Raw genomic sequence first — 17603 nt, 5'->3', positions numbered from 1 at the left:
CGTCGGCGCCGTGCGGGCCGCCGGGGCCGACGCTCTGGTCGAGATCGGCCCGGACGCCACCCTGGCCCCGCTGGCCGAGGGCGGTGTACCGCTGCTGCGCAGGGGCCGGTCCGAGGCGGTCGCCCTGGTCGAGGGGCTGGCCCGGGCACAAGTGCCCGTCGACTGGGCGGAGTTCTTCAAGGCCGCCGGGGCGCGCCGCGCCGACCTGCCCACGTATCCGTTTCAGCACAGCCGGTTCTGGCCCGCCGTCACGCCTCCCGAAGCCGATCCGGCCGGGCGGTGGCGTTACCGGGTGCGGTGGGAGCCGCTCGGCCGTGCCGCGGACGCGGTGCCGGCCGGACGCTGGCTGGTCGCCGTGCCGGCCGGCCGGGCGGACGAACCCCTGGTCCGGGCGTGCCTGCGCGGGCTCGCGGACCGGGGAGTGCAGACCGTCGAGCTGGTTGTGGAGGACTCGCCCGACCGCGCCCGGCTCGCCGAGCGGCTCTCGGCGCCGGGCCCGGTGGACGGCCTGCTGTCCCTGCTCGCCGCCGGCCCCGGTGCGGCGGCCGGCACCCTCGTGCTCGCCCAGGCCCTCGGCGACGCCGGCATCGACGCGCCGCTGTGGTGCGTGACAGGCGGAGCCGTGGCGGTCGCCGACGGCGAGGCCGCCGACCCCCGGCAGGCCCAGGTCTGGGGCCTCGGCCGGGTGCTGTGCCTGGAGGCGCCGCACCGCTGGGGCGGCCTCGTCGACCTGCCCGCCGAACCGGACGAGCAGGCGGCCGCACGGCTGTGCTCGGTGCTCGCCGGATCCGGTGACGAGGACCAGGTCGCCGTGCGGGCCGCCGGCGTCTTCGGGCGCCGGCTGGTCCGGCCGGCCGAACCGCCCGCGGGGGAGGGCTGGCGGCCCTCCGGCACCGTGCTGATCACCGGGGGCACGGGCGCGCTGGGCGGACACACCGCCCGCTGGGCCGCCCGCTCCGGCGCCGAGCGCGTGGTGCTGGTGAGCCGGCGCGGACCCGACGCGGACGGCGCCGCCGAACTCGTCGCGGAACTGGGCGAACTGGGATGCCGGGCCGTCACCGAGGCGTGCGACGTGGCCGACCGGGCCGCGCTCGCCGCCCTGCTCGACAAGATCGCCGCCGACGGCCCGCCGCTGACAGCCGTGGTGCACACCGCCGGTGTCCTGGACGACGGGGTGCACGACTCGCTGACCCCCGAGCGGCTGGCCACGGTGCTGCGCGCCAAGGCCGACGGCGCGACGGCCCTGCATGAACTCACCGCGCACCTGCCCCTGGAGGCGTTCGTCCTGTTCGCCGCGCTCGGCGGAGTGGTCGGCGGGGCGGGCCAGGCCAACTACGCCGCCGCCAACGCCCACCTCGACGCGCTCGCCGCGACCCGCCGCGCCGCCGGCCTGCCCGCCACCGCCGTGGCGTGGGGCGCCTGGGCGGGCGGCGGCATGGCCGACGCGGACGAGGTACGCCGGCGCCTGGACCGCGACGGACTGCTGCCGATGGACCCGGAGCGGGCCCTGGACGCGCTCGGCCGCGAGATCACGGCCGGCGACCCGTCCGTGGTGCTCGCCGACGTCGACTGGGCCCGGCTCGCCCCCTCCCTGCACGCCGTACGGCCCAGCCCGCTGATCTCCACGGTGCCCGAGGCCCGGCAGGCCGTCGCACCCGAACCCGGCACGGCCACCGGCGAGACCGATCCGCGGCAGCGCTTTGCGGCCCTGCCCGAGGGGGAACGCGCGCGCGTCCTGCTCGACCTCGTCCGCGAGGCCGTCGCCGCCGTGCTCGGCCACGGCAGTCCGGCCGCAGTCGACACCACGCGCGGCCTCGTCGACCTCGGCTTCGACTCGCTCACCGCTGTCGAGCTGCGCAACCGGCTCACCCGGGCCACCGGCCTCACCCTGCCGCTCACGCTGGTCTTCGACCACCCCGACGGGGAGGCCCTCGCCGCCCACCTCGCCGACGCCCTCGCGCCCGCCCCGGCCCGGCCGTCGACCAGCGACCTCGACCGGTTCGCCCGGCTCGACCCGGCCACGGCCGACGAGCCGACCCGCGCGCAGGTCGCGGCCGAGCTGCGCCGGCTGCTCGACGCGTGGACGCCGGTACCGGCCGCACCCGCCGGGCCCCCCTCGTCCGCCCCCCACACCGGCCGGCTGAGCACGGCGTCCGCCGACGAGATCTTCGACTTCATTCGCAACGAACTCGGAAAGTCCTGAACGTGGAGAACGAGAACAAGCTCCTCGACCACCTGCGGTGGGTCACCGGAGAACTGGCCCAGGCCCGGCAGACCTTGCGCGAGACGGCCGAACGCGCGTCCGAACCGATCGCGATCGTCGGCATGGCCTGCCGGTTACCGGGAGGCGTGAACACGCCCGAGGACCTGTGGCGGCTGCTGGCCGACGAGCGTGACGCCATAGGTGAGTTCCCCGCCGACCGCGGCTGGGACCTGGCCTCCCTCCACCATCCGGACCCCGAGCACGCGGGCACGTCGTACGTGCGCGAGGGCGGCTTCCTCGCGGACGTCGCCGGGTTCGACGCGGACTTCTTCGGCATCTCCCCGCGTGAGGCCCTCGCCATGGACCCGCAGCAGCGGCTCGCCCTGGAGACCGCCTGGGAGGCCGTCGAACGCGCAGGGCTGGACCCGAAGTCCCTGCGCGGCACGGACGTCGGCGTCTACCTGGGCACCAACGGGCAGGACTACATCTCCGCCGCCCGCCCGCTGCTGCACCGGGTGGAGGGCCACGGCGGCACCGGCATCGCCGGCAGCGTGCTGTCCGGCCGCGTCTCCTACACCCTCGGCCTGCGCGGCCCGGCGGCCACCGTCGACACGGCGTGCTCCGCCTCCCTGGTCGCCCTGCACTGGGCGATGCGCGCGCTGCGCGGCGGCGAGTGCGCGATGGCCCTCGCGGGCGGCGTGACGGTCATGTCGTCCCCCGCCACCTTCGTGGAGTTCTCCCGGCAGCGCGGCCTCGCCGCCGACGGCCGCTGCAAGCCGTTCGCCGCCGCCGCGGACGGCACCGGCTGGGGCGAGGGCGCCGGCATGCTGCTGCTGGAGCGGCTGTCCGACGCCCAGCGCCACGGCCACCCGGTGCTCGCGGTGCTGCGCGGCTCGGCCGTCAACCAGGACGGCGCCAGCAGCGCCCTCACCGCGCCCAACGGTCCGGCGCAGGTCCGCGTCATCCAGGCGGCCCTCGCCGACGCCCGGCTCGCACCCGCCGACGTGGACCTGCTGGAGGCACACGGCACCGGCACCGTCCTCGGCGACCCGATCGAGGCGCAGGCCCTGCTCACCGCCTACGGCCAGCACCGCACCGAACCCGGCCGGCTCGGCTCGGTGAAGTCCAACATCGGGCACACCCAGGCCGCCGCCGGCGTCGCCGGCGTACTCAAGACCGTGCTCGCACTGCGCCACGAGCTGCTGCCCCGCACCCTGCACGTGGACGCGCCCACCCCGAAGGTCGACTGGTCGACGGGCGCGGTACAACTCCTCACCGAGGCCTGCCCCTGGCCTGCCGGAGACCGCCCACGACGCGCCGGCGTCTCGGCGTTCGGCGTCAGCGGCACCAACGCCCACGTCATCGTGGAAGAGGCACCCGAGATGGCGGAGACCGCCACGGCGTCCGAGGTCTCCAGCGGGCCCGAGGTGTCCGGTGCGGCGGCGGCCGGCCCCGTGGCCTGGGTGCTGTCCGGTCGTAGTGAGGGCGCGCTGCGGGCCCAGGCCGGGAAGCTCGCCGAGCATCTCGCGGAGCGGCCCGGGGACCGGCCCCGGGACGTCGCCCTGGCCCTGGCCACGACCCGGTCGGCGTTCGAGCACCGGGCCGTCGTGGTCGGGGAGGACCGCGAGAGCCTGCTGCGCGGCGTCGCCGCCGTCGCGGCGGGGGAGCCCGTCCCCGGCGTGGTGCGCGGCACCGCCGGCCACACCGGCCGCGTCGCGTTCGTGTTCCCCGGGCAGGGCGCCCAGTGGACCGGCATGGCCCTCGAACTAGCCGACGCCGCACCGGAGTTCGCCGCCCGCCTGGACGAGTGCGGTGCCGCCCTCGCCCCGCACGTCGACTGGTCCCTGCGGGACGTCCTGGCCGACCCGGCCGCATTGGAACGCGTCGACGTCGTCCAGCCCGCCCTGTGGGCCGTGATGGTCTCCCTGGCCGCCCTCTGGCAGGCGCACGGGGTGGAACCGGCGGCCGTCGTCGGCCACTCCCAGGGTGAGATCGCCGCCGCCTGCGTCGCCGGCGCCCTCTCCCTCGAGGACGCCGCCCTGCTGATCACCGCCCGCGCCCGGGCCCTGCGCGCCCTGACCGGCCGCGGCGGCATGGTGTCGCTGCCGCTGGCCGAGGCCGCCGCGCGCGAGGTGATCGCACCCTTGGGCGACCGGCTCTCGGTCGCCGCCGTCAACGGCCCCGTCGCGACGGTCGTCTCCGGCGACGCCACCGTCCTCGACGAGCTGCTGGCCCGGGCCGAGCAGGACGGCCTGCGCGCCCGGCGCATCCCCGTCGACTACGCCTCGCACTCCGCGCACGTGGACGCCGTACGCGCCGAGGTGCTGGCCGCGACCGCCGCCGTCACCCCGCGCGCCACGCACACAACCTTCGTCTCCTCGGCGACCGGCGCCGTCCTGGACCCCACCGGCCTGGACGCCGCGTACTGGTACCGCAACCTGCGCGAACCGGTCCGCTTCGACCTGGCCGGGCGGACACTGTTGGACGCCGGGTTCACGACCTTCATCGAGGTCAGCGCCCACCCCGTGCTCACCGCGGCACTCCAGGAGACCGACCCGGCCGTCCTCGCCGTCGGCTCACTGCGCCGGGACGACGGCGGCCCCGCCCGCTTCCTCGCCTCCCTCGCCGAGGCCGCCGTACGCGGCGTACCGGTCGACTGGCGGCCCGCGCTTCCCGGCGCCCGCCCCGTACCGCTGCCGACCTACGCCTTCCAGCGCGAGCGCCTGTGGCTGGAGGAGAAGGAGGAGACCGGTCCGGCCACGCCGGGGCAGGGCGGCGAGGACGAGGCGTTCTGGGCCGCCGTCCACGGCTCCGCCGACGAACTCGCCGCCGTCCTCGGCGCGGACCCCGCCGACCGGGAGCCGCTCGCCGCCGTGCACCCGCTGCTCGCCGCCTGGCACGAGCGGCGCGCCGACGAGTCCGCCGTCGACTGCTGGCGCTACCGCGTCGACTGGGCACCGCCGGCCACCCCGCCGACCGCCGCCGCGCCCGGCGGCCGCTGGCTCGCGGTCGCCGCGGACGATCCGTGGTCCGAGGCCGTCGTCGCCGCGCTCGCGAACCGCATGGACATCACCCGGGTCGCGGCCTACGACCCCGACCGCGTCGCGGAACTCACCGCCGGCGCCACGGGCGTCGTCGCCGTCCTCCGCCCCGGCGACCCCGACCCGCTCCCCGGCCTCCTCGCCCTCGTCCAGGCCCACGACCGCGCCGACGGCGCCCTGCCGCTGTGGTGCGTGACCCGCGGCGGCGTGGCGACCGGCACGGCGGACACCCCCGCCGACCCGGCCACCGCACAGATCTGGGGCTTCGGCCGCGTCGCCGCCCTGGAACGGCCCCACAGCTGGGGCGGTTTGATCGACCTGCCCGCGGACGGCACACCGGCCGACGCACCGGGCACGCGTACGGAGGACGACGCGCCCGGCGCCCGTACGGCCGAGGGCGTCTCGGGTGCCCGTGCGGTCGACGGCACGGTGGCCGCGGCTGGGGCCGAGGCGGCTCCGGGCGCCCACACGGCCGACGGCGCCCCGAAGGCCCGTACGGTCGATGGCACCCCGAAGGCCCGTACGGCCGACGGGCCGCTGGACGCCGCCCCTTCCGCTGACGGGCCGCTGGACGCCGCCCCTTCCGCTGACGGGCCGCTGGACGCCGCCCCTTCCGCTGACGGGCCGCTGGACGCCGCCCCTACCCCAGGCACCGTTCTCGACGCCCGCCTCGCCGACCGGCTCGTCGGCGCGCTGGGCGGTGCCGAGGACCAGGTGGCGGTGCGTGCCTCCGGTGTCTTCGGCCGCAGGCTGCAACGCGCCCCGGCGGGCGGCGCCGCCCCCGTCTGGCGTCCGGCCGGCACCGTGCTGGTGACCGGCGGCACCGGTGGCCTCGGTGCGCACGTGGCCCGCTGGCTCGCCCGGGCCGGTGCGGAGCATCTCGTGCTGACCGGGCGGCGCGGCCCCGAGGCGCCCGGCGCGGTCGAGCTCGCCGCCGAACTCACCGCGCTCGGCGCCACGGTGGACGTCGTCACGTGCGATGCCGCCGACCGGGACGCGCTGGCCCGGGTGCTGGCCGAGCACCCCGTGACCGCCGTGTTCCATCTCGCCGGCGTCGAGCGGTACCGGCCGCTGGACGAGCTGACCCGGGCCGACCTCACCGAGGTGGCCGCCGCCAAGGTCACCGGCGCCCTCCTGCTGGACGAACTCACCCGCGACCGGGAGCTGTCCGCGTTCGTGCTGTTCACCTCCGGGGCCGGAGTGTGGGGCAGCAGCGGGCAGGCCGCGTACGCCGCCGCCAACGCCCACCTGGACGCGCTCGCCGCCCGGCGCCGCGCCGAGGGCCTGCCCGCGACCGCCGTCGCTTGGGGACACTGGGACGGCGCCGGCATGTCCGACGGACCGGCCCGCGCCCAGATGCTCCGCTGGGGCCTGCCGGCCATGGCACCCCACCGCGCCGTCGCCGCCCTCGCCGACGCCCTCGGCCGGGACGAGACCTCCCTGGTCGTCGCCGCCATCGACTGGCCGGTGTTCGCGCCGACCTTCACCCTCGCCCGGCCGAGCCCGCTGCTCGCCGGACTGCCCGAGGCCGCCGACCCGGCGGACACCGCCCCGCCACCGGCCACCCCCGCCGCCGCGCTGGACCGGGCCGCGCTGCTGGACCTGGTGCTCGCCGAGACCGGCGCCGTCCTCGGCCACACCTCCGCCGCCCTGCCCACCGGCCGCGCCTTCCAGGAACTGGGCTTCGACTCGCTCACCGCCGTCGAACTGCGCAACCGGCTGCGGGACGCCACCGGCCTCGCCCTGCCCGCCACCCTCGTCTTCGACCACCCCACCCCCGAGGCGCTCGCCGACCGGCTGGCCGAGGAACTCACCGGCGAACGGCCCGCCGCCGCCCCGGCCACCGCACCGGCGCCGGCCGGCGCGACGGACGACCCGATCGTCATCGTCGGCATGGGCTGCCGCTTCCCCGGCGGCGCCGACTCGCCCGAGCGGCTCTGGGACCTCGCCGCCGCCGGCCGGGACGCGATGACCGGCTTCCCCACCGACCGCGGCTGGGACCTCACCGACGGGGGCTTCACCAAGGTCGGCGGGTTCCTCGACGCCGCCGGCGCGTTCGACGCCGGGTTCTTCGGCATCAGCCCCCGCGAAGCCACCGGCATGGACCCGCAGCAGCGGCTGCTGCTGGAGACCGCGTGGGAGACGGTCGAGCGCGCCGGCATCGACCCGGCCTCGCTGCGCGGCAGCCGGACCGGCGTGTTCGTCGGCTACGGCGGCCAGGACTACCTCACCAGCCTCTACGGCACCCCCGACGAGTTGCAGGGCCACCTGCTGACCGGCACCTCCGGCAGCGTGGTCTCCGGCCGCCTCGCCTACGTCCTCGGCCTGGAGGGCCCCGCGGTCACCGTGGACACCGCGTGCTCCTCCTCCCTGATCGCCCTGCACTGGGCGATCCGCGCGCTCCGCTCCGGCGAGTGCGACCTGGCCCTGGCCGGCGGCGTGACCGTGATGGCCACCCCGGGCGTCTTCGTCGAGTTCGGCCGGCAGGGCGGCCTCGCGGCCGACGGCCGCTGCAAGGCGTTCGCCGACGCCGCCGACGGCACCGGCTGGGGCGAGGGCGCCGGCCTGCTCCTCGTGGAGCGGCTCTCCGACGCCCGCCGCAACGGCCACCGCGTCCTCGCCGTGGTCCGCGGTTCCGCCGTGAACTCCGACGGCGCCTCCAACGGCCTGACCGCACCCAACGGCCCCTCCCAGCAGCGGGTCATCCGGGGCGCGCTGGCCGACGGCGGTCTCACCCCGGCCGACGTCGACGCCGTGGAGGCCCACGGCACCGGCACCGCGCTCGGCGACCCCATCGAGGCCCAGGCCCTCCAGGCGGTCTACGGCCAAGACCGCCCGCGCCCGCTGTGGATCGGCTCGGTCAAGTCCAACCTCGGCCACACCCAGGCCGCCTCCGGCGCCGCCGGCCTCATCAAGACGGTCATGGCGCTGCGGCGCGGCGTGCTGCCCGCCACCCTGCACGTCGACCGGCCCTCCGCCCAGGTCGACTGGACCAGGGGAGCGGTCTCGGTGCTCACCGAGACCACCCCGTGGCCCGAGACCGGCATGCCGCGCCGGGCCGCCGTCTCCTCCTTCGGCGTCAGCGGCACCAACGCCCACGTCGTCCTCGAACAGGCGCCGCCCGCCGAGGAAGCGGCGCCCGCGGGAGACGGCGGACCCGTGCCGTGGCTGGTCTCCGCCCGCACCCCCGACGCCGTACGCTCCCAGGTCGAGCGGCTCCGCGCCGAACTCGACGGCCACCCCGACCCGGTCGCCGTGGGCCGCGCGCTCGCCACCACGCGCACCGCGTTCGAGTACCGCGTCGCCGCCGCGGGCAGCGACACCGCCGCCCTGCTCGACGCCCTCGCCGAGGCCCGCCCCGTCGCCGCCCGCCCGGGACGCACCGCGTTCCTCTGCACCGGCCAGGGCGCCCAGCGCGCCGGCATGGGCGCCGGCCTGTACGCCGCCCACCCCGCCTACGCCGACGCCTTCGACGCGGTCTGCGCCGAGTTCGACCGGCTGCTCGACCGCCCGCTGCGCGACCTGGTGCTGTCCGGCCCCGCCGACATACTCGACCGCACCGCCTACGCGCAGCCCGCGCTGTTCGCCGTGGAGACCGCCCTCGCCGCGCTGCTGCGTCACTGGGGCGTGACCCCCGACCTGCTGGCCGGCCACTCGCTCGGCGAAATCACCGCAGCCCACCTGGCCGGCGTCCTCTCCCTGCCGGACGCCGCCGCGCTGGTCGCCGCCCGCGGCCGGCTGATGGACGCGCTGCCGCCCGGCGGCGCGATGGCCGCGGTCGAGGCCGACGAGGAGCGCGTACGGCCCCTGCTCGGCGACGACGTCTGTCTCGCCGCCGTGAACGGACCGCGCGCCCTGGTGCTGTCCGGCCCCGAGCAGGCCGTGCGGGAGGCGGCCGACCGGCTCGCCGACGAGGGCTGCCGCACCCGCCGCCTGCGGGTGTCCCACGCGTTCCACTCCGCGCTGATGGAGCCGATGCTGGAGGAGTTCCGCGCCACCGTGGCCGCGCTCGACCTGCGAGCGCCCTCCGTCCCCGTCGTCTCCGCGCTGACCGGCCGTCCGCTGACGGCGGCGCAGGCCCGCTCGCCCGAGCACTGGGTACGGCACGTCCGCGAGACCGTCCGCTTCCACGACGCCCTGCGCGGTCTCGCCGCCGCGGGCGCCGTACGCCACCTCGAACTCGGCCCGGACGGCGTGCTCACCGCCCTCGCCCAGAGCGGCCTGCCGCCCGCCGCCGCCGACGAGCGCGACCCGCTCGCCGTACCCCTGCTGCGCGCCGGCCGGCCCGAACCGGAGGCGCTCGCCGAGGCACTCGCCCGCGCCGCCGCCGACGGCCTGACCGTCGACTGGGCCGGTTACTTCGCCGGCCGTGGCGGCGGCACCGCCGACCTGCCCACCTACGCCTTCCAGCGCGAGCACTACTGGCTGCCGGCCCGCACCGGTACTGGTACGGCCGCGGCGGGACACCCCCTGCTGTCCGCCGCGGTCGACCTGCCCGACGGCGGCCTCGTGCTCACCGGACGGCTCTCGCCCGCCGCGCGGCCCTGGCTGGCCGAACACACCGTGCGCGGCAGCGCCCTGCTGCCCGGCACCGCCCTGCTGGACCTGGCGCTCGCCGCGGCCGGCCAGGTGGCCGCGCCCGGCGTGGCCGAACTGATCCTGGAAGCCCCCCTCGTGCTGCCCGCCGGGCAGGCCGTGGAGGTACGCGTCACCGTCGGCGCCGCCGAGCCCGACGGCCGCCGGACGATCGCCCTGCACAGCCGCACCGCCGACGGCGACTGGACCCGGCACGCCACCGGAGCGCTGGGCGAGGTGCCCGGCGAGCCCGCGGTCACCGGCGCCTGGCCACCCGCGGACGCCCGGCCCGCCGATCTCGCCGCCCTGTACGGGCAGTTGACCGACGCCGGCTTCGGCTACGGGCCGGCCTTCCAGGGGCTGCGGGCCGCCTGGCGGCGCGGCGAGGGCCCGGCGGCCGAGGTGTTCGCCGAGGCCGAACTGCCCGCCGGCGTCCCCGACGCCGACCGCTGCGCCGTCCACCCGGCGCTGCTCGACGCGGTGCTGCACGCCATCGGCGTCGGCGGCCTGATCACCGACCCAGCGCACGGCGGGCTGCCGTTCGCCTGGACCGGGGTGCGGGTCTTCGCCCCCGGCACCCGGGCGGTGCGGGCCCGGCTCTCCCGGGCCGGTGCCGACGGCGCCCTCGCCGTGGACCTGTACGACGCCGACGGGCTGCCGGTAGCCGCCGTCGGCTCCCTGCGGCTGCGCCCGCCCGCCGCTCCCGCGGTGCCCGACGCGCTCTTCGAGACCGCCTGGGTGCCCGTCGAGCAGGGCGCCGCCCCGGCCCGCCGCATCGCGCTGCTCGGTACCGACCCCGCGCTGGCGGCCGGTCTCACCGCGGCCGGAGCCACGCTGGTCGACGCCGCCGACGCCCCCGAGCTGCTGGTGCTGCCGGTCGTCGCCGACCCCGCAGCGGACCCCGTCGCCGAGACGCACCGGGCGACCGCCTCCGTGCTGACGGCCCTCCGGGACGTTCTGGCCGGCGAGAAGAGCACGGCCCGCCTCGCCGTCGTCACCCGGGGCGCCGTCGCGCTGTCCCCCGAGGAGTCCCCGGACCCGGCCGCCCGCGCCGTCTGGGGCCTGGTCCGCTCCGCCCAGACGGAACACCCGGAGCGCATCGTCCTGGCCGACCTCGACGCCGCGGCCACCGCCGGGGCTTCCAGCACGGTCGACGCAACGGTCACCGCCGGTGCTGCCGACGTCTCCGGAAGCCCGGATGCCACCGGTATCGGTGAGGCCGCGGATCCCTCCGGCACCTCCGCCGCCACGGATGTCGCCGAAGCCGCCGACCCCTCCAGCACCTTCGCCGCCACCGGCATCGCCAACGCCCCCCACCCCTCCGGCACCTCCGATGCCGCGGGCACCGTCGGCGGCTCCGCCCGTGCCCTGCCCCTCGCGCTGGCCTGTGGTGAACCCCAGGTCGCCGTGCGGGCCGGTGCGGTCAGTGCGCCGCGGCTCATCCGGGCCGGGGCCGACGCGCTGGTCCTGCCCGACGGCGGCTGGCGGCTGCGGCCCGGCACCGCCGGCACCGTCGACGGTATGACGGCGTTGCCGCACGCCGACGCGCCGCTCGCCGAGGGCGAGGTACGGGTCGCCGTACGGGCGGTCGGCATGACCTTCCGGGACGTCCTGAGCGTGCTCGGCCTGTACCCCGGCGCACCCCAGCCGCTCGGCATCGAGGGCGCGGGCGTGGTGACCGGGACCGGCCCGGGCGTGACCGAACTCGCCCCTGGCGACAGGGTGTTCGGGCTGCTGCCCGGCGCCATGGGCTCCTCCGCCGTCGCCGACCGGCGCCTGCTGGCCCCCGTGCCCGACGGATGGACCTTCACCCGGGCCGCCTCCGTGCCCTCCGCGTTCCTCACCGCCTGGTTCGCCCTGCACGACGTGGCCCAAGTGCGGGCCGGGGAGCGGGTGCTGGTGCACGCGGCGGCCGGCGGTGTCGGCATGGCCGCCGTACAGGTGGCCCGGCTGCTCGGTGCCGAGGTGTTCGCCACGGCCGGCCCGGGCAAGCACGCGGTGCTGCGCGAACTGGGCCTGGACGAGGCGCACACGGCCTCCTCGCGGGACACCGACTTCGCCCGCCGGTTCCCGGAGGTGGACGTCGTACTGAACTCGCTCGCCGGTGAGTTCGTCGACGCATCCCTCCGACTGCTGCGGCGCGGCGGCCGGTTCGTGGAGCTGGGCAAGACCGACCCGCGCGACCCCGCCGGCGTCACCTACCGCGCCGTCGACCTGGCGGACGCGGGCCCCGACCGCGTCCAGGAGATGCTCACCGAACTCCTGGACCTGCTCACGACCGGCGACCTCGCCCACCTGCCGGTGCGCAGCATGCCCATGGGCCGCGCCCGCGAGGCCTTCCGGTTCATGGCCCAGGCCCGGCACACCGGCAAGCTCGTGCTCACCACCGCCCCGTACGGCGACGGCACCGTCCTGATCACCGGCGGCACCGGCACCCTCGGCGGCCTCGTCGCCCGGCACCTGGTCACCGAACACGGCGTCCGCGACCTGGTGCTCGTCGGACGACGGGGCATCGAGCCGCCCGGCACCGCCGACCTGCGCGCCGCCGGCGCCAGGGTCCGCGTCGCCGCCTGCGACGTGTCCGACCGGGACGCGCTCGCCGCGCTGCTGGCGGACATCGACGGACCGCTGACCGCGGTGGTGCACGCGGCCGGTGTCCTCGACGACGGCACGCTCACCTCACTGACCCCGGAGCGTCTCGCCGCCGTACTGCGCCCGAAGGCCGACGCCGCCTGGCATCTGCACGCCCTCACCGAGGGCCTGGACCTGTCCGCGTTCGTGCTGTTCTCCTCGGCCGCGGGCACCTTCGGCGGACCCGGCCAGGGCAACTACGCCGCCGCCAACACCGCCCTGGACGCGCTCGCCGAGCACCGCCGCGCCCGCGGCCTGCCCGCCGTCTCGCTGGCCTGGGGGCCGTGGGCGGCCGAGAGCGCGATGACCGGCGGCCTGAGCAGCGGCGACCGCGCCCGGATGACCCGTGGCGGCGTCCGGCCACTGGCCGCAGCCGAGGCACTCGCCCTGCTCGACGCCGCCTGCCGCAGCACGGCCGGCGCCGTCGCCGCGCTCCGGCTCGACACCGCCGCGCTCACCACCGGCCCGGGCACCCCGCCCGCGCTGCTGCGCGACCTGGTTCGCCGCCCGGCCGGCCCCGCCCGCGAGGACACCGGGGCACAGCCCGCGCTGCCCGAACGGCTGGCCGGCCTCGGCGAGGAACAGCGCCGCCGGGCCGTGCTCGACGTCGTACGTCGCAACGCGGCGGCCGTCCTCGGCCACACCCGGGTCTCCGCCGTGGACACCGCGCGCGGTTTCCTGGACCTCGGCTTCGACTCGCTGACCGCCGTCGAGCTGCGCAACCGGCTCACCGAGGCCACCGGGGCACGGCTGTCCGCGACCGTCGTCTTCGACCACCCGACCCCGGCCGCCCTGGCCCGCCATCTGCTGACCGAGCTGGCACCCCTGGTCCAGGCGGCCCAGACCGCCGCGCCCACCGCCCAGGACCCCGAGGCCGAGCTGCGCGACGCCATCGCCGCCATCCCGCTCGACCGGCTGCGGCAGGCCGGACTCCTGGGCGAACTCGCCCGCCTGGCCGGCATCGCCGTACCCGCCCAGGACCACCCGGCCGAGCCCCACCACGCCCCCGACGGCCACGCCGACGATCCCGCGGACGGCTCCGAGGACGACGAATCCGGCCAACTCATGAACGCCCTGGACGACATGAGCATCGACGACCTGATCAGGATCGCGCACGACGAGCGCCCCCGCGGAAACTGAGGACCACGAACAGCATGAGCGACACCAACGAAGAACTCGTCGAGGCGCTGCGCAACTCGCTGCGCGAGACCGAGCGGCTCCGCCGCCGCAACCGCGGACTGATGGCCACCGCGAGCGAGCCCATCGCGATCGTCGGCACCGCCTGCCGGTTCCCCGGCGGCATCGATTCGCCCGAACGGCTGTGGGACGCGGTCGCCGCCGGCTCGGACCTGATCACCGGCTTTCCCGACGACCGGGGCTGGGACCTCGACGTCCACGACCCCGACCCCGGGCGGACCGGCCGCAGCTACACCGACCGCGGCGGTTTCCTCACCGGCGCCGCCGACTTCGACCCGGCGTTCTTCGGCATCTCCCCGCGCGAGGCCCGCGCCATGGACCCCCAGCAGCGCGTCCTGCTGGAGACCGCGTGGGAGGCCTACGAGCGGGCCGGCATCGACCCGCACGCCCAGCGCGGCAGTCGCACCGGCGTGTTCGTCGGCACCTGGAGCCAGGGCTACGGCATCGGCGCCCGCGTCCCCGAGGACGCCGAGGGCTACCTCGTCACCGGCGGCGCCACCGCCGTCGTCTCCGGCCGGATCGCCTACGTGCTCGGCCTGGAGGGCCCCGCCGTCACGGTCGACACCGCCTGCTCCTCCTCCCTGGTCGCCCTGCACTGGGCGGTGCGCTCGCTGCGAGCCGGCGAGTGCTCGATGGCGCTGGCCGGCGGTGTGACCGTCATGGCCACCCCCGGCGTGTTCGTGGAGTTCTCCCGGCAGCGCGGCCTCGCCCCCGACGGCCGTTGCAAGGCCTACTCGGCCGACGCCGACGGCACCGGCTGGGGCGAGGGCGTCGGCGTCCTGCTGCTGGAGCGGCTCTCCGACGCCGTCCGCAACGGCCACCGCGTCCTCGCCGTGGTCCGCGGTTCCGCCGTGAACTCCGACGGCGCCAGCAGCGGCCTCACCGCCCCCAACGGCCCCTCCCAGCAGGAGGTCATCCGCCAGGCCCTCGCCGACGCCAGGCTCACCCCCGCCGATGTCGACGTCCTCGAGGGCCACGGCACCGGCACCCGGCTCGGCGACCCCATCGAGGCCCAGGCCGTGCTCGCCGCCTACGGCCAGGAACGCCCCCGCCCGCTGCTGCTCGGCTCGGTCAAGTCCAACCTCGGCCACACCCAGGCCGCCGCCGGCGTCGCCGGTGTCATCAAGATGGTCGAGGCCATGCGCCGCGGCATCGCCCCTCGCACCCTCCACGTCACCGAGCCCACCCCCCAGGCCGACTGGTCACGCGGGGCCGTCGAACTCCTCACCGACAACCGCGCCTGGCCCGACACCGGGGCACCCCGCCGGTCCGCGGTCTCCGCGTTCGGCGTCAGCGGCACCAACGCCCACGTCGTCCTCGAACAGGCCCCCGACACCCCCGACACCCCCGTACCCACGGACACCGCGCGCACCGAGCACCCGGTCGTGCCCTGGCTGCTGTCCGCCCACTCCCCGGCCGCCCTGCGCGCGCAGGCCGAGCGGCTCGCCGCCGGCCTGCCCGACGACAGCGACCCCCTGGACGTCGCCGCGGCCCTCGCCACCACCCGTGCCGCCCTGCCGCTGCGCGCCGCCGTCCTCGGCTCCGACGCCCGGCAGCTGCGCGCCGGCCTCGCCGCGCTGGCCGCCGGCGCACCCCCCGCCGTCTCCGGCGAGGCCCGCCCCGACCGCACCCTGGCCTTCCTCTACACCGGGCAGGGCTCCCAGCGCGCCCGCATGGGCGAGGAACTCGCCGCCGCCCACCCGGCGTTCGCCACCGCCTGGGCCGAGGTCTGCGACCGGTTCGACGCCGTACTGCCCCGCCCGCTGCGGGAAGTGATCACCGAAGGCGGCCCCGATCTCGACCGCACCCTGTACGCGCAGGCCGCGGTGTTCGCCTTCGAGACCGCGCTGACCGCGCTGCTCGGATCCTGGGGCATACGCCCCGACCTCGTCCTCGGCCACTCCGTCGGCGAACTGGCCGCCGCCCACGCCGCCGGTGTGCTGTCCCTGCGCCACGCCGTCGTCGTGGTCGCGGCCCGCGGCCGGCTCATGGAGGCGCTCCCCGAGGGCGGCGCGATGGTCGCCGTGCAGGCGGGGGAGGAGGAGCTGGACCTGCCGGAGGGTGTGGAACCGGCAGCGGTCAACGGCCCGTCGTCGGTGGTGCTCTCCGGCGACGAGGAAGCCGTCCTCGCCGAGGCCGCCCGCTGGGCGCAGCGCGGCCGCCGCACCAAGCGGCTGACCGTCAGCCACGCCTTCCACTCACACCGGATGGACCCCGTCCTGAACGGCTTCCGCCGGGTGCTGGGAGCCGTCACTTTCAACGCGCCGCGGACCCCTTTCGTCTCCACCGTCACCGGCGCCTTGGCCGACGCGGAACTGCGCGACCCCGAGTACTGGCTGCGCAACGTCCGCGAGACCGTCCGCTTCGCCGACGGAGTCCGGGCCCTGGCCGACGAAGGCACGGACACCTTCCTCGAGGTCGGCCCGGACGCCGTGCTCGGCGCCCTGGTCACCGACGCGCTCCCCGACGACCCCGACCGGCCCGAGGTGCTCGCCGTACCGGCCGCCCGGGCCGACCACCCCGAGCCAGAGACCCTGGTCGGCGCGCTCGCCCGGCTCCACGCCCACGGTGCCCGCGTCGACTGGGCCGCCTTCCTCGGCCCCGGCACCCGCCACGTCGACCTGCCCACCTACGCCTTCCAGCACCAGCACTACTGGCTGGCCCCCGCCCCCGCGGACGACCTCCCCGCCGCCGGCGTCGGCACCGTCGGCCACCCGCTGCTGCGCGCCGCCGTCGAACTGCCCGCCGACGACACCACGGAGCACGCCGGCGCCACCGGAGCCGTCGTCTTCACCGGCACGCTGTCCGCCCGCACCCACCCCTGGCTCGCCGACCACACCGTCCTCGGCACGCCCGTCCTGCCCGGCACCGCGCTCGCCGAACTCGCCGCCGCCGCGGGCGACCGCCTCGGCTGCGGCACCGTCGCCGAACTCGTCCTCACCGCCCCGCTCGCGATCCCCGCCTCCGGCGCCGTCCGGCTGCGCGTCCACGTCGCCGCCCCCGACCGCGACGGCCGGCGTGCCGTCACCGTCGATTCCCGGCCCGACGACCAGCTCGCGGACGGCACCGCCTGGACCCGCCACGCCACCGGCCGCCTCGCCCCCGCCGCCCCGGAACCCACCGCCCCCGAACCGGCCCCGGCATCCGCCGCGTGGCCGCCCGCCGACGCCGAACCCCTCTCCGTCGACGGCCTCTACGACCACCTCACCGCCGCCGGCTTCGGCTACGGCCCGGCGTTCCGCGGCGTCCGCGCGGCCTGGCGGCACGGCACCGACCTGCTCGCCGAGGTCGACCTCGCGGCCGACGCCGACGAGTCGGGCTTCCTGCTGCACCCCGCGCTCTTCGACACCGCCCTGCACGCCCTGGGCCTCGGCGGCCTGGTCGAGCACGGCGGACTGCCGTTCACCTGGACGGGCGTCCGCCTGCACGCGACCGGCGCCCGCTCCCTGCGGGTCCGGCTCAGCCCGACCGGCCCCGACGCCGTCGCCCTCACCGCCGCCGACGCCGCGGGCCGCCCCGTCGTCACCGTCGCCGACCTGCGCCTGCGCCCGGCCACCGAGGCCCGCGGCAGCACCACCGGCGACGCCCTGCACCGCGTACGGTGGGAACCCTGCCCGGCCCCGGCGGCCACCGCCGCCCGCTGGACCGTCCTCGGCCCCCGCGCCGACGAACTCACCGAGGCCCTCGGCGCCGCCGCCCCCGACGTCACCGGGTCCGACGAGACCGCCGCCACCGACGTCACCGTGCTCACCCTGCCCGCCGGCGCCGACCCGGGGACCGTCCGGGCGGCCACCCGCGCCGCCCTCGCCCGGCTCCAGGACCAGCTCGCCACCGACCAGCCGGCCGGTCCGCTCGTCGTCATCACCCACGGCGCCGTCGCCGCAGAGCCCGGCGACAGCGTGCCCGACCTGGCCGGCGCCGCCGTATGGGGCCTGCTGCGCTCCGCCCAGTCCGAA

2 protein-coding genes and 1 pseudogene are annotated in these 17603 nt (G+C 77.6%); all 3 read left to right on the top strand.

The features are described from left to right. On the top strand, positions 1 to 2203 hold a 2203-nt coding region (locus tag KWI83_RS37095), incomplete at its 5' end, for a beta-ketoacyl reductase (RefSeq protein WP_218518772.1). Positions 2204 to 2205: 2 nt separating this feature from the next. Next, positions 2206 to 13590, top strand: coding sequence for an SDR family NAD(P)-dependent oxidoreductase (locus KWI83_RS39650; RefSeq protein WP_308122389.1), 11385 nt, complete (start codon positions 2206 to 2208; stop codon positions 13588 to 13590). A 53-nt stretch (positions 13591 to 13643) separates the two neighbouring features. Then, a pseudogene (locus KWI83_RS37070) lies at positions 13644 to 17603 on the top strand (type I polyketide synthase); the annotation flags it as partial.

Source organism: Streptomyces sp. TRM70350, assembly GCF_019219825.1.
In the GTDB taxonomy this organism is placed as follows: Bacteria; Actinomycetota; Actinomycetes; order Streptomycetales; family Streptomycetaceae; genus Streptomyces.
The sequence above is the reverse complement of the archived record's forward strand: the minus strand, read 5'-3'. Positions and strand labels throughout refer to the sequence as shown.